Source organism: Ahrensia marina (assembly GCF_042140245.1).
In the GTDB taxonomy this organism is placed as follows: domain Bacteria; phylum Pseudomonadota; class Alphaproteobacteria; order Rhizobiales; family MH13; genus MH13.
This window is the reverse complement of sequence record NZ_CP159483.1, coordinates 2795873-2810396: the sequence shown is the minus strand read 5'-3', so window position 1 is coordinate 2810396 and position 14524 is coordinate 2795873. Positions and strand designations below refer to the sequence as shown.

General features: G+C 55.3%; 11 protein-coding genes and 1 pseudogene. 9 read left to right on the top strand and 3 right to left on the bottom strand.

The features are described 5' to 3' along the window. The first annotated feature begins 7 nt into the window (after window positions 1–7). From ABWH92_RS13725 to mazG, 9 genes and pseudogenes are all read left to right on the top strand, one after another. Window positions 8–2382 (top strand): annotated as a pseudogene (locus tag ABWH92_RS13725) (aldehyde dehydrogenase family protein). Window positions 2383–2533: 151 nt separating this feature from the next. Next, a complete protein-coding gene (locus ABWH92_RS13720; protein ID WP_375569256.1) occupies window positions 2534–4021 on the top strand; it encodes a septal ring lytic transglycosylase RlpA family protein in 1488 nt (495 codons plus the stop codon). Window positions 4022–4071: 50 nt separating this feature from the next. Further along, window positions 4072–5301, top strand: coding sequence for a D-alanyl-D-alanine carboxypeptidase family protein (locus tag ABWH92_RS13715; protein WP_375569254.1), 1230 nt, complete (start codon window positions 4072–4074; stop codon window positions 5299–5301). A 3-nt stretch (window positions 5302–5304) separates the two neighbouring features. Next, the gene (tmk, locus tag ABWH92_RS13710; protein WP_375569252.1) at window positions 5305–5976 is read left to right on the top strand and encodes a dTMP kinase; all 672 of its coding nucleotides are present in this window, start codon (window positions 5305–5307) and stop codon (window positions 5974–5976) included. 3 nt (window positions 5977–5979) lie between these two features. Then, on the top strand, window positions 5980–7047 hold the full coding sequence (locus ABWH92_RS13705; RefSeq protein WP_375569250.1) for a hypothetical protein: 1068 nt from the start codon (window positions 5980–5982) through the stop codon (window positions 7045–7047). A gap of 32 nt (window positions 7048–7079) precedes the next feature. Further along, window positions 7080–8636 carry a methionine--tRNA ligase gene (gene metG, locus ABWH92_RS13700; RefSeq protein ID WP_375569248.1) on the top strand — a complete coding sequence of 519 codons (1557 nt, stop codon included), beginning with the start codon at window positions 7080–7082 and terminating at the stop codon, window positions 8634–8636. 4 nt (window positions 8637–8640) lie between these two features. Further along, window positions 8641–9420, top strand: a complete 780-nt coding sequence (locus tag ABWH92_RS13695) for a TatD family hydrolase (RefSeq protein ID WP_375569247.1) — start codon at window positions 8641–8643, stop codon at window positions 9418–9420. Beyond that, complete coding sequence (locus tag ABWH92_RS13690) at window positions 9420–10232, top strand: MBL fold metallo-hydrolase (protein ID WP_375569245.1); 813 nt, start codon at window positions 9420–9422, stop codon at window positions 10230–10232. Before ABWH92_RS13695 ends, ABWH92_RS13690 begins: the two co-directional genes overlap by 1 nt. 157 nt (window positions 10233–10389) lie before the next feature. Then, window positions 10390–11244 (top strand): nucleoside triphosphate pyrophosphohydrolase, encoded by an 855-nt coding sequence (mazG, locus tag ABWH92_RS13685; protein WP_375569243.1) that lies wholly within the window; start codon window positions 10390–10392, stop codon window positions 11242–11244. Between the two features lie 7 nt (window positions 11245–11251). Here mazG and hflX read toward each other — a convergent pair whose 3' ends face one another. From hflX to ABWH92_RS13670, 3 genes are all read right to left on the bottom strand, one after another. Further along, window positions 11252–12661: a GTPase HflX gene (gene hflX, locus ABWH92_RS13680; RefSeq protein WP_375569241.1), complete on the bottom strand. Its 1410-nt coding sequence runs from the start codon at window positions 12659–12661 to the stop codon at window positions 11252–11254. Between the two features lie 11 nt (window positions 12662–12672). After that, the gene (hfq, locus tag ABWH92_RS13675) at window positions 12673–12927 is read right to left on the bottom strand and encodes an RNA chaperone Hfq (protein WP_375569239.1); all 255 of its coding nucleotides are present in this window, start codon (window positions 12925–12927) and stop codon (window positions 12673–12675) included. 144 nt (window positions 12928–13071) lie between these two features. Then, window positions 13072–14514, bottom strand: coding sequence for a potassium transporter TrkG (locus tag ABWH92_RS13670; protein ID WP_375569237.1), 1443 nt, complete (start codon window positions 14512–14514; stop codon window positions 13072–13074). Window positions 14515–14524: the final 10 nt, after the last annotated feature.

Below are 14524 nucleotides of genomic sequence, written 5' to 3'. Positions count from 1 at the left end.
TTCACCCATGAGCGTTGCTGACTATTTCGACACAATGGACTACGGCCCTGCACCAGAAGCCGATGGTGATGCACGGGCATGGATCGCCAAGCACGGCAATGCATTTGGCCATTTTATCGATGGAGCGTTTGTTAAGAGCGAAGCCACATTTGACAGCCAAGCGCCTGCCTCGGGCGAACATCTGGCAACGCTTTCGCAAGGCTCAGATGCAGATATGGATGCTGCGGTAAAAGCTGCCCGTAAGGCCCAAAAAAAGTGGGCGGCTCTTCCCGGCCATGCACGCGCAAGGCACCTCTATGCTTTGGCACGCACGATCCAGCGCAACGCCCGCCTCATCGCGGTTGTTGAGGCGCTTGATAATGGCAAACCAATCCGTGAAACCCGTGACATTGATGTGCCGCTCGCCGCGCGTCACTTTTATCATCATGCCGGTTGGGCTCAGCTTCAGAGCAAAGAGTTTCCTGACCATGACCCTGTTGGTGTCGTTGGGCAGATTATCCCCTGGAACTTCCCAGTTCTTATGCTGGCATGGAAAATTGCTCCAGCCCTGGCACTCGGCAACACGGTTGTCTTGAAGCCAGCTGAGTTCACGTCCCTTACCGCACTTTTGATCGCCGAGTTAGCGCAAGCGGCTGGTTTGCCGGCGGGTGTGCTGAACATCGTAACAGGTGAGGGGGACACTGGCGCCGCGCTGGTTGATCACCCTGACATTGACAAGGTTGCTTTCACAGGCTCGACCGAAGTTGGCCGCATTATCCGCCAGCGCACAGCCGGAAGCGGCAAATCACTCACACTCGAACTTGGCGGGAAGTCCCCCTTTATCGTCTTCGATGATGCTGACTTGGATGGCGCGGTCGAAGGTGTTGTGGATGCGATCTGGTTCAATCAGGGCCAAGTTTGCTGCGCTGGATCACGACTGCTGCTGCATGAGGGCATCGCCGATACATTTGTTTCCAAGCTCACCAGGCGCATGGAAACACTGCGCGTTGGAGCGCCACTCGACAAAGCCATTGATATGGGTGCGATTGTTGCTCCTGTTCAGCTTGAACGTATCAAAGCACTGGTTGATCAAGGCGTGAAAGAGGGCGCAACACTGCATCAACCCTCCGGCGCCATTCCAGCAGCCGGAAGCTACTTCCCGCCCACACTGCTATCCAACGTTGGAACATCGTCCACCGTTGCGACAGAAGAAATTTTTGGTCCAGTAGCTGTCTCCATGACGTTCCGAACACCTGATGAGGCCGTGCAACTGGCGAACCACTCTCGCTATGGTCTTGCCGCTTCCATCTGGTCGGAAACGATTGGGCTGGCGCTCAACGTGGCCGCCAAACTCGACAGTGGCGTGGTCTGGGTAAACGCGACCAATATGTTCGATGCATCGGTTGGTTTTGGAGGCAAAAAAAATCTGGCTTTGGCCGAGAAGGTGGTCGTGAAGGTGCTTTTGAGTACCTGAAGCCGAAGTTTTGGACAGGTACAAAGCTCCGTCAAACCGCCCCTCCAACAGAGCCCAAACCACAGTCTGGTGGTTTCGACACACCCACCATCGATCGCACAGCAAAGCTTTACATTGGCGGCACACAAGCGCGCCCCGATGGCAACTATTCGCGCCCAATTGTGTCGCCAAAAGGGGACATCATCGGAGAAGTCGGCGTCGGCAACCGTAAAGACATTCGCAATGCCGTAGCTGCTGCCCGCAAGGCTGCAGGCTGGTCGGCGGCAACCGAGCACAATCGCGCGCAAGTGATCTATTACCTCGCTGAAAATCTCTCCGTCCGTCGAGATGAGTTCGCGGCACGTATGGCAAGCGTTTCAGGAGCCACACCAGCAAAAGCCGCCAAAGAAGTGGACGCAGCGATTGATCGCCTGTTCACCTATGCCGCCTACGCGGACAAAAACGACGGTCGCGTGCATGTCCCGCCAATGCGTGGCGTGGCATTGGCGATGAACGAGCCAATCGGTATTGTCGGTGTTGTTTGTCCGGACGAAGCACCTTTGCTCGGCGCGATAAGCTTGGCAGCTCCTTTGATTGCGATGGGCAACCGTGTGGTTTTGGTTCCCAGCATGGCCAATCCCCTGGCGGCAACAGACCTCTACTCAGTTCTAGAAACATCAGATGTACCGGCCGGTGTTATCAACATTGTCACTGGTGATTCCGGCGAGTTGGCTGCCGTTCTGGGCTCCCACAACGATGTTGATGCACTTTGGGCATTTGGCTCACAAGATCTGTCCACAAAGGTGGAGTCCCTTTCAGCTGGTAATCTGAAGCGCACATTCGTTGACTATGGCCGCGCCATTGATTGGTTTGCGCCTGCGGCAGAAGGACCAGAATGGCTTCGAAAATCCTGTGAAATCAAAAACATATGGATACCATACGGCGAGTAACAGAGCGCTCAACGTCAACAGACTTAACGCCTTCTTCACGCTCATGCGTCACTTTACACGCACAGTTTCACCATTTGTGAAGCAAACCGCCTGCGTGCTTTGCGTGTTTAAGTTGCCCGTGCGGTCGCCAGTTTGTATCGAGTATGGCGTGATGATGAGATGTTCTGTGGCGCTTTCAGGCGCCTTTTCGGCTGCGGGCTCCGCTGCCAACTCCTTTGTTAAAAGGCCGCTTCACCGTGCACTTGCGGTGGTTGGCGTCTGTGCGTTGGTATTGACCGGTTGTAACGCGGTCACAACAGGTGGTGATGGCGGCGGTGGCGATGGCATCAACGATGCGGCGCTGGGCGTGGCAGCAAGTCCACGCGTTACCGACCAGGAAACGAACCTGCCTCGCGGCGGGGGTAGGGCGCAGGTTGGGCGTCCCTATCGCATTGCTGGACGTCTCTACACACCACGTGAGGACCCAGACTACGATCGAACGGGCGTTGCGTCCTGGTATGGGCCCGGATTTCACGGACGCCTGACCGCCAATGGTGAGGTGTTTGACCAATATACACTATCGGCGGCACACCCAACGCTGCCTTTGCCGAGCTATGCCCGCGTCACCAACCTGGAAAACAATCATTCCGTGGTTGTTCGTATCAATGATCGTGGTCCTTTTGCTCACGACCGGATCATCGATCTTTCAAAACGAGCCGCTGACGTTCTTGATTTTCGCGGCGATGGCGTGGCGCGCGTTCGTGTTCAATATGAAGGACAAGCGCCGCTGCACGGACAAGATGTTGCTTGGATGGAAGCCACTGCCCAGGTCAATGGCCAGCCAATGAACGGTGCCGATCCGGGCACCATGTTAGCGCGCGCCCCGGTTCCAGCCCCGACGCCTGTTGCTGCGTCCAGCCAAATTGCTTTTGCAGAGAGTGCCCAGTCATCAGCGGCGAACCAGACGGCTTCATCCCAAAGTTCGTCGTTTCTGGACACGCTCTTCGGTCAGCCACAAAGTGAACCACAGGTTCAACGTGCACCGGTCTTGTCACAGCCCTCTGCACCAGCCACCGGATCACCCATGGTGCTAGCGCCACCATCAGGTGCGGAAGCGTCTGCTCCAGCTGCGTTTTCGACTCCAACCGTGCAACCTGCTGGAGGTCTTGTACCAAACGCGCCGATTCCGAGCGCCGCTATTGGTTTCATGGCCACTGATCTTGAAGCTGGTTTCACCCAACGTAACCAGTCTGCTACCGCTCAAAGCGCGCGTATTGAGCTCGCGCATCGCGCTGCGGGTGCAAACGCTCTGGATGCGGCAAGCGCTTTGGCCCTACAATCACAAGCAGTTGCGCATTTGAGCGAAGCGCAACAAACGCCACTCGTTGCTCTTACTGCGACGGAAACACCTGCAGCTGGACGCACCGCGCTCATCCAGATCGGAATTTTTGGCGATCCGGCCAACGTCACACGATTGCGTTCCGAACTGGCATCGTTTGGCGAGGTTGTCACAGAGCCTGTGCAATCGCGAGGAAGGACACTAACTCAAGTTCGCCTGCGCGCCCCAGCACCAACAGAGCAGGCCGAGCAAGACCTCTTGCGTAGATTGGCTGGCCAAGGCTACACCGACGCGTATGTGACGGGCACGACAAGCAGTTAAATTCATCGTCCAACACGGCCGGGTCGGCACGGCAGCGGGAGCTCGAGTCTATGACACCACGGGAGGCAATGCGCGCATGCGAAGGCTGCGCCTCACATAGCTTTACCTACGCGCTCTCTGTCTTAGGTGTCCTGGCGCTTGTATGCACTCCCCAAATCGCCTGGTCACAAGCCTTTGAAAGCCGCGCGCCTTACGCCTTCCTCTATGATGTCAACTCGCGAACGGTGCTCTATACGCAGCGGGCCAATGAGCGCTTTGAACCGGCGTCAATGGCCAAGACCCTTACCACCGCCGTCGTTTTTGATGGTATTGCTCAGGGCACCTTTGATCTTGAGACTACATTTCCAATAAGTGAGGACGCGTGGCGCAGGGGTGGGGGCCCCTCTGGTCGAGCAGCCATGTTCGCTGAACTGGGAAGCTCGGTGGCAATCGCAGATCTCTTACGTGGCCTAACAATCATCTCTGGAAACGATGCTGCCATCGCATTGGCTGAAGGTATTGCCGGTAGTGAAGAAGCCTTTGCCGAGCAAATGAGCGAACTTGCCATGAGCTATGGCGCAACAAACAGTGCCTTCACCAACTCAACGGGACAACCGGAGCGCGGCATGTACACAACAGCTCGCGATTTGGTGGTCGCAACGACGGCTCTTATCGACTCGCACCCCAACCTCTATGCGATGTTTGCCGAAGACCAGTTCTCCTGGAACAACATCACGCAGCGCAACAGAAACCCGATTTTCAACCAAATTGCAGGTGCTGACGGCTTGTTTGCAGGGTTTAGCGATGAAGCCCAGTACGGTCTTGTAGGATCGGTTATTCGTGACGGCCGCAGAGTTGTGTTTGCCTTGTCTGGCGTTGATACGCCTGAAGGCCGGGTCGACGAAGCGCGTCGCCTTGTTCGCTATGCCTTTGAAGACTTTCGTACTGTGCGTGTGGCCGAGCCAGGCGAACCCATAGCGTTTGCCCGCACCTATGGGGGCGCGCAACGTCAAGTTGGCTTGATGGCAGAGCAGGGAGCCTTAGAACTCCTACTTCCACGCGAAGGGGTCGATCGGGTTCGTGCCCGCGTTGTCTATGAAAGCCCTATCCCAACGCCCATCGCAGAAGGTCAGCAGCTTGGTCGGTTGCTCGTCGAGCGCGATGGAACGATCATTCAGGAAACACCTTTGGTCGCCGCATCACAGGTCGAAACAGGATCAATGGTTCAGCGCGCGCGCGATGGATTCCTTGAACTTGTGCTCGGTTGGATCCCGCCCATCTCGTTCGCGGGAAGCTTTTAAGCCATGCCATCAAATAAAAAAGCAGCAAAGCAGCCGACGGGTGGCTATTTCATTTCATTTGAAGGCGGAGAAGGGTCTGGCAAGTCCACGCAAGCGGCAATGCTTGGTGAGACGCTGCGCGAGGAAGGGTACGACGTGCTTGAAACGCGCGAGCCAGGAGGTTCCCCAGGCGGGAAGATTGTACGTGAGGTGCTTCTTGGCGGCCATGCAGCTGAAAAAGGCCCTCTGGCCGAAGCTTGTCTACTGACCTCTGCTCGCCGCGAACATGTTGACCTTGTTATCAAACCAGCATTGGCCAGCAACCAAGTGGTGGTGTGCGACCGCTACGCTGATTCCACGCGCATTTATCAGGGTTATGTTGGTGGTTTGCTCCCCGAAACGATCGATCAACTTGAAGCGATCGCGACAGACGACCTGATGCCAGAAGTTACCTATGTTTTGGACGTCGATGCGGATGTATCCAAGACACGCCGCAAAGCCCGCTTGTCGACCAAAGATGATGGCGACGATCGTTTTGAGAAGGAAGACCAAAGCTTCCATGACAAAGTCTCAGAGGGTTTCCGCTGGCTTTGCGATACTTTTCCCAAACGATGCATCTTGATTGACGGTGCAGGAAAGCCAAACACGGTGGCGCTTACGATCCGCGATAGCCTACGCCTTCGTGGTCTGGTTTAGCCAATGGCGCGCAAAGCCACCGCCAAAGACACCATTGCCCGACCCGGCTTACCGCTCGACCAGCCTTTGGTTGGCCATAAGAGCGCTCAAGGCGCTTTCCTAGACGCGCTACAAAGCGGTCGCATGCATCACGGCTGGCTGCTGCACGGCTCAAAAGGCGTCGGCAAAGCGCGTTTTGCCGCGCAAGCAGCTGCCTACCTGGTTGCCGAAAACGCTCGTAAGGCGGTCAATGGGCTCGAGATCGATCTCAACCATGCGGACGCAAGACTGGTTGCTCAGGGTGCTCACCCGGACCTTCATTGGATTGACAGGCAAACAAGCAGTGATGGCAAAAAGCTACCAAAGACAATTCCCGTTGGCGCGGTTCGCTCTACGCTTCACAAGCTGCAATCAACCGCCGCGTACGGTGGATGGCGGGTACTGGCTGTTGATGCCGTCGACGAGTTGAACGTTGAAGGTGCCAACGCTCTGCTTAAGCCGTTGGAAGAACCGTCTCAAAAAACCGTGATCTTCTTGGTCGCCCACGCTCTTAATCAGGTCTTGCCAACAATCCGTTCGCGATGCCGCCATTTGGCGTTTGCACCTTTGAGCGCCGAGGAGATGGGAGACTTGGCTCAATCAACAAGCGGCATGAACCTTAGTGACACCGCTATCGCGCTTTCTGGCGGCAGGGCAGGGCACATGCTTAGCTTATCGAAAGACAGCCAAGCGCTCGATGCCTATCAAGACTTCTGCAAGCTTGCAGGCGAAACCGGGGAACGCCCAGACAGCAAAACGATGGCAGCTCGCTTGATGTTTTCAGCGAGCTTGACAGCCATGTCGCCTGAAGTGCGCGAGCTATTGCTCGGCCTGATAGAAGACTGGCTTTCAAGACGCGTTAGGGAAGAGAGCGAGCCAGAGGGGCTAGCAACACCCCCGCCAACAAAAGGTCTGATCCCACAACAGAGGCTCGCCGCACTCTGGAGCGAGCACACAGCGGCGATACGCACACACCAAGCGATCAATTTGGATGTATCAGAACGCATCATGGTGCTTTTCGACCAACTCGATCAGGTCTATAGCCAGGGGTAAATCCCTCCGCGCCGAAAGCTTACATTCGTTCTATGTCCCAACGCTTCTACATCACCACAGCCATTTCCTATCCCAACGGCAAGCCGCATATCGGCCACGCCTATGAGGCGCTCGCCACCGATGCCATTGCTCGCTTCAAACGGTTGGATGGGTATGATGTGCGCTTTCTCACCGGCACGGATGAGCACGGCTTGAAAATGGACAAGACGGCGCGTGAGGCGGGCATGACGCCCGCTGAACTCGCTGATCAGAACGCTCCCCAGTTTGAGAAGATGGTAGAGGTTCTAGGGTGCTCGAACGACGATTTCATCCGAACCACCGAAGAGCGGCATCACAAGGCCAGTCAGGCAATCTGGCAGCGCATGCAAGATGCGGGCTACATCTACAAAGACAGCTATGCTGGCTGGTACTCAGTTCGTGACGAGGCCTATTACGGTGATGAAGAGACCCATCTCAAAGATGATGGCGTCCGATTTGGACCGCACGGCACACCCGTGGAATGGGTCGAGGAAGAAAGCTACTTCTTTCGTCTTTCTGCCTTCCAGGATCGCTTGCTGAAACACTACACCGACAATCCAAGCTTCATTGGGCCGGATGAACGTCGTAATGAGGTGATGAAGTTTGTCGAAGGCGGATTAAAAGACCTTTCGATCTCTCGCACCACATTCAATTGGGGCATCAAAGTGCCGGGAGACGACGCCCATGTGATGTATGTTTGGGTCGATGCTCTCACCAACTACATCACCGGGCTTGGCTTTCCCGATGAAAGCGATCCTCGCTGGCAATACTGGCCAGCAGACTTACACGTGATCGGCAAAGACATTGTGCGGTTCCACACCGTGTATTGGCCTGCTTTTTTGATGTCGGCAGGCATTGCGCTGCCCAAGCGTGTGTTTGGCCACGGCTTCTTGTTCAACAAGGGCGAGAAGATGTCGAAGTCGATTGGCAATGTCATCGACCCATTCACCATGGTGGATCACTATGGTCGCGATCAGGTCCGTTACTTTTTTCTGCGCGAAGTTCCATTTGGGCGAGACGGCAATTACAGCCACGAGGCGATTGTTGGGCGAATCAACGCCGATTTGGCCAACGACCTTGGCAACTTGGCACAGCGATCCTTGTCAATGATTGGCAAAAATTGCGACGGCAAAGTACCTGTGCCAGGTGAGCTATCTGCCGACGATAGGGCACTGTTGGTATCAGCTGATGCCCTGTTGGGTCGCGCCCGTGTAGCCATCGACAAGCAAGAGCTGCACGCGATGCTCACATCTATCTGGTCTGTTGTGGCTGATGCGAACCGATACTTTGCTGCGCAAGAGCCATGGGCTTTGAAGAAAACAGATCCAGCCCGGATGGCAACGGTGCTTTGGGTCACAGCTGAAACAATCCGCAAAATCGCCTTGCTGGTTCAACCGGTCATGCCCGATAGCGCGGGCAAGCTTCTCGATGCGCTGAGTGTTACAAGCGAATCCCGCCAGTTTGCCGATCTTGATGCGGAAAGCGCACTCAAAGCTGGCACAAACTTGCCAAAGCCAACGCCGATTTTCCCACGATACGTTGAAGACGACAAAGCCGGGCAAGGGGCCTAACGCCTTGCTCGTCGATAGCCATTGCCACCTTGATTTTCCGGACTTTGAGCCTGAGCGTGATGCAGTCGTTGCGCGCGCCAACGATGCCGGTATCGGGCATATGGTCACGATTTGTACGCGTGTAAAGAAATTCAACCAGATCAAGGACGTGGCTGAGGCCTACGACAGCGTTACCTGTTCTGTTGGTACCCATCCACACAATGCCGGCGAAGAACCTGATGTTACGGTAGACGACCTGGTGACACTTTCCGAACACCCAAAGGTGGTAGCAATTGGCGAGGCGGGTCTGGATTACCACTATGACAACGCGCCGCGTGAAGCGCAGGCCGGAGGGCTGAAACGCCATATCAAAGCGGCTCGAGTTACAGGCTTGCCGCTGGTTATCCATGCACGTTCGGCCGATGATGATATGGCCGCCATTTTAGAGGAAGCGTATGAGACCGATGGCGCTTTTCCGATGGTACTGCACTGCTTCTCTTCTGGCTTGGAACTCGCGAAACGAGGTATCGCCTTAGGAGCGTACGTTTCGTTCTCGGGAATCTTGACGTTCAAAACGGCTGAAGAGCTGCGCGGCATCGCAGCCCAAGTTCCAGAAGACCGGCTGCTCGTTGAAACAGACGCGCCGTACCTCGCCCCTGTGCCGTTTCGTGGCAAGCGCAACGAACCGGCTTTTGTATCTCACACCGCTCGCGTGCTTGCCGATGTACGCAATATCCAAGCAGATCAGATTGCTGACCTGACAACTCGAAATTTTCAGCGCCTTTTCAGCAAGGCAAAACTTTGATGACGCTGACGCTTACCATTCTTGGATGCGCGTCATCGGCTGGCGTGCCTAGGGTAGGGGGGACAACCCACAAAGAGCGTTGGGGCGATTGCGACCCGAGCAACCAGAAAAATCACCGAAGGCGCTGTTCGGCCCTCCTCACTCGCAATGGGCCCAATGGAACCACCTATTGCGTAATCGACACCGGCCCAGACTTCCGTGCCCAAATGTTGGATGCTCAAGTTCCTTGTCTTGATGGCGTTGTTTACACCCATGAACATGCAGATCATCTTCATGGGATAGACGACATGCGCCCGTTTGCGCTGATACAGCGCTCGCGCATTTCAGTTCATATGGACAATCGGACCTTCGAGCGTGCTAGTGCGGCTTTCGGTTATGTGTTCCATACACCGCCTGGCTCAGGTTATCCACCAATCTTGGATAGACAGGTTTTAGAGCATGATCGCCAAGTCGTCATTGATGGTGCTGGCGGTTCAATCGAGCTGACACCTGTGCCTGTGGATCACGGCGATATCACTGCACTTGGCTTTCGTATTGGCGGCTTGCTTTATCTGCCGGACGTCAGCGCGATACCGAAAGCAAGCATGGCGCATTTTCATGCGCTCGACGTGTTGATTATCGACAGCTTGCGCCGCAAGCCACATCCGAGCCACTTCAATCTTGAAAAGGCACTGGCTCTGCATAGCAGCGTGCAGCCGAAGCGCACCATTCTCACCAATCTGCACAACGATTTGGATTATGAGACGCTGCTCAGTGAAACACCAAACAGCATTGAACCAGCCTACGATGGACTAGAGGTCGCTATTTCCTAGCTAAGTCGGGGTTTCAGCGCGCTTTTTGGTTCCATAATATATCTTATCGGATAAATGTATGTCTTTCTTGTGGGTTCTACCCCATTGGATGTCCACCACCCACGATCGCCATGCAGTCCTGCGTTAGACTTGCTGATGCAAAAGCATGGAGCTGCCAATGAGCGACAATGGATCAACAGACGGCCCACCCGGTGAGCTGTCGACCTTGCTCGCCATCATGGCCAAGCTGCGTGACCCAAAGACAGGTTGCCCTTGGGATGTGGAACAGAGTTTCTCATCGATCGCGCCCTACACCATCGAAGAGGCCTATGAAGTCGCCGACGCAATCCAACGCAACGATAAAGAAGATCTCTGCGACGAGTTGGGTGACCTTTTGCTTCAAGTCGTTTTCCACGCGCAGATGGCCAAAGAAGAAGGCTCATTTGCCTTCCACGATGTCGTGGCTGCAGTGACGACAAAAATGATCCGCCGCCACCCGCATGTCTTCGGCGATATTGATCGCAACGATCCTCAAGCCGTGAAAGTGCGCTGGGAAGAAATCAAGTCCGAAGAAAGAGCAGAGAAGCGAGCCCGACGTGCGTCGCAAAATCAAGGCGAGGGCGATGACAAACCAGCAAGTGCTCTAGACGGGGTGCCGACCACCCTGCCCGCCCTTCAACGCGCCTTCAAGCTGCAAGCCAAAGCCGCAAGCGTCGGCTTTGACTGGCCAACTCCACAGGCAGTGATGGACAAGCTTGCCGAAGAAACTGACGAGGTCGCCGAAGAGCTAGCAGCTGCTCCTCAAGACAGATCGAGGCTTGAGGATGAAATAGGCGATGTTCTTTTCGTGGTCACAAACCTGGCGCGAAAACTGGATATTGACCCGACCGTTGCACTTGAAAGCACAAATCAGAAATTTATTCAAAGGTTTCAGTGGGTTGAGAAGGCTTTGGAGGGCACATCGACCCCTGTCGGCAACGCCTCCCTGGAGACAATGGAAAATGCCTGGCAACAGGCAAAGAGCGAAGCTTAATAGTGTTCTACGCTGGCGTAGCAGCTCCAAACCGCGCCCTCGCATGGGCCATGCGCCGGGGTGTCATAGCCACGCGAACCTGTGTTGACCCGTCCTCTAAAATGACTTCGTCTAGCACTGTTGCATTGGCAAAAACCCAAGCACGTCCTTCACCATCCTCAACAGGAACAAGGAACGTTTCTTCCTGACGTGTAGCTGCAATCTCTTTCTCAATCTGGGAGAGCAAAGCACTGAGCCCCTGCCCGCTCACCGCAGAAACAGCCAGAACGCGCGCGCCTTGCACCTCTGCTTGGCGTAGCGTGACATCCAAGGTGCCCGCATCCATCAAATCGATTTTGTTCCAAGCTTCAATCATCGCGCGGTCACTTTGACCGTCGCGGTCCACCACACCCAATTGTGCAAGAACATCAATGACATCAGCACGTTGTGCATCGGTCTCTGGGTGTGTGATATCACGCACATGAACAATAAGATCGGCTTCAAGCACCTCTTCCAAAGTGGCGCGAAACGCGGCGATCAAAGAGGTGGGCAGGTTTGAGATAAACCCAACAGTGTCGGACAGAATAACCTCTGTCCCCCTAGGCAATTGCACCTTTCGAAGAGTGGGATCGAGCGTGGCAAACAGCAGGTCCTTTGCCATCACTTTCTCATCGACAATACGATTGAACAGGGTGGACTTACCCGCGTTGGTGTAACCAATCAAAGCCACGGTAGGCGCAGGCACTTCCTGTCGACGTGAGCGATGTAAAGTCCGCGTCCGCCGAACCTCCTCAAGTTGGCCCTTCAGGCGCGTGATCTTCTCTTGAATAACGCGTCGATCAGACTCGATCTGTGTTTCACCGGGGCCACCAAGGAACCCTTTCCCGCCTCGCTGACGTTCCAGGTGGGTCCAGGAGCGCACAAGCCGGCTTTTCTGATAGGTCAGATGCGCCAAATCAACCTGCAATGTCCCTTCGCGGGTTTGAGCGCGCCGTCCAAAGATCTCTAAAATAAGACCGGTGCGATCAACAACTTTGGCCTCCAAAGCGCGCTCGAGATTGCGTTGCTGAATAGGTGTCAACTCGTGGTCAATAACAACGAGTTCGATGTGTTCTTGGGCTACGCGCTTCGCAATCTCTTCAACCTTACCGACGCCTAAAAGTGTCGCAGGACGCGGCGTTTGAAGCGCTAAAAGTTCAACAAAAACAACATCTAAACTGATCGCGGCGGCCAGCCCAACAGCTTCTTGCCGGCGTGCATCCAGTGAGCGCTGTTCACTTACGGCACGTCCGCCAGCTTCTCCTGCCCGCTTTGCTGCGCGACCGGAGATGACGGGGACAATGACGGCGGTGCGAGTTTCTTTGGCGCGTGTGTCTTCAATCTGGAAACGGGGCTTTCCAGCAGGTTTGCGATCGGTATCGCTTGTTTCAACGGTCAAGGATTATCCTTTTATCCGTCAGCGCGATCTTCATCGGACGGATCAAACAGTTGCACCGGTTGTGCTGGCATGATGGTGGAAATAGCATGCTTATAAACAAGCTGCGAATGGCCATCACGGCGCAACAATATGCAGAAATTGTCAAACCAGGTCACAATGCCCTGAAGCTTCACCCCGTTGACCAAAAAGATAGTCAACGACGCTTTCTGCTTACGCACATGATTAAGAAAGGCGTCTTGCAGATTTTGGGTTCGCTCGTTTGCCATGGTTACCCCCTGGTCGTTGTTGTTGGCCGCACAAATCAAAACACACCCTCATGTGTTCAGACGGCTACGCTAGCACGGCTTTTTCACGAGCCAAAGAGTTTTGAGGGGAGATTTGGTCTTTCATGCCTGCGTTGCGCAGAACAACTAACGCCTAAAAAACAAGACGCTAAACCCTGCAACCAAACCGATGATCTCAAGGCGCCCAGCAAGCATGGTCAGGCTCAGTGCTCCACTGGCAAGCGGTCCAAACTCAAAATAGCCTGGCCACGCATGGGGCGGAGACCAACCGAATGTATAGACGGGTCCAGCATTCGCCAACGCGCTCAGCGCGGCGACCAAGGCGGCCTCGGGCGGCAAGCCAGTAAGCGCTAAGAGGACGCCACATCCTGCCCAAACGACAAAGAACAACACAAGTGCGGTCCAAATGGCGCGCATGCCATCGGTGTCATAAGCAAATCGACCTAAATGATCGGTGTGAACAGCATTGGGATAAATGATATGCTCAAGCTCTTTCAAACTGTGGCGCGCCATAAGTGCTACGCGATAGAGTTTGACACCCCCTGCAGTGGAAAACATTCCACCACCAATCAGGATCACCACCAAAACCAACGACAACGGTAAGACAGACGCACCGGCATTGCGAGCCTCAAAGCCTGTTGTTGAAACAAGCGAGGCTGCCGTTACGAAGCCCTCGCGCAGCGCCGTGATTGGCCCCAGAACTGTTCCAGAGCCAGCAGCCAGCGCAAAGGCTACAGCGTATGCAACCCCAAGCGCGCCAGCCAATCCTATCAGCGCTACACTTTCCAAAAGCGTGATTGAGCGGCCTAGGCGACCGGTCGCCACCAAGCGGTGCCACATCAAACTGGATGCACCGATCAGCATAAACAAACCGATTGTCCACTCAGCCAGCGGTGCATTGTAGTCGCTCAGCGTGCCTGGCCGCGGCATCATACCCCCGGTTGAAACAGTGGTCAGGGACAGGGCGAAGGCATCGAACGCACCGATGTTGGACGCCAGCAGTAATGCAAAACAAGCAAGTGTGACTGCCAAGTACGCACCAAATACACCTCGCACACGGTTTTCTAGTATCTGCTGCGTGTCTCCCCCCAGTCGCAGCAAAGGTGTTCCCCCGGCCCCAGCGGGCGCTAGAACCACAATGATAGACATAAGCGTCGCCAGACCACCAAGCCACTGCAACCAAGCCCGCCAGCCAATGATGGACAACGGCACGGAAGCTAGATTCTCAATGGCCGTTGCACCGGTTGTGGTGATCGCCGATGTGGCCTCGAAAAAAGCCAAGTGCAAGGGAAGGTCGGTGAGCAACAAAAAAGGGGGCGTGGCGAGAACTGGCGCCAAAACCCATGCGAGGATCAGGACCCGAAAACTGATTGTTCGGGTCAGCGGTGCACGTCGACCAGCAAAAGCAAGGCGCACAGCTGTGGCGAAGAAAACCAGCACACCCGCCTGTCCCGCAAAGAGGGATACAGAAGCGCCATCGCCCTGCCCCAAACCAATAGCAGCGCACATGATCATGGCCAACGCCATGGTGAAACAAACGGCCGCCAGAGCACGAAGCCCTACAAGCATCGCACCGCCA

What these genes read in the sequence shown, in the direction of transcription:
- ABWH92_RS13720 (WP_375569256.1), top strand. Translation starts at nt 2,534, where the DNA reads ATGATGAGATGTTCTGTGGCGCTTTCAGGCGCCTTTTCGGCTGCGGGC.
- ABWH92_RS13715 (WP_375569254.1), top strand. Translation starts at nt 4,072, where the DNA reads ATGACACCACGGGAGGCAATGCGCGCATGCGAAGGCTGCGCCTCACAT.
- tmk (WP_375569252.1), top strand. Translation starts at nt 5,305, where the DNA reads ATGCCATCAAATAAAAAAGCAGCAAAGCAGCCGACGGGTGGCTATTTC.
- ABWH92_RS13705 (WP_375569250.1), top strand. Translation starts at nt 5,980, where the DNA reads ATGGCGCGCAAAGCCACCGCCAAAGACACCATTGCCCGACCCGGCTTA.
- metG (WP_375569248.1), top strand. Translation starts at nt 7,080, where the DNA reads ATGTCCCAACGCTTCTACATCACCACAGCCATTTCCTATCCCAACGGC.
- ABWH92_RS13690 (WP_375569245.1), top strand. Translation starts at nt 9,420, where the DNA reads ATGACGCTGACGCTTACCATTCTTGGATGCGCGTCATCGGCTGGCGTG.
- mazG (WP_375569243.1), top strand. Translation starts at nt 10,390, where the DNA reads ATGAGCGACAATGGATCAACAGACGGCCCACCCGGTGAGCTGTCGACC.
- hfq (WP_375569239.1), bottom strand. Translation starts at nt 12,927, where the DNA reads ATGGCAAACGAGCGAACCCAAAATCTGCAAGACGCCTTTCTTAATCAT.
- ABWH92_RS13670 (WP_375569237.1), bottom strand. Translation starts at nt 14,514, where the DNA reads ATGCTTGTAGGGCTTCGTGCTCTGGCGGCCGTTTGTTTCACCATGGCG.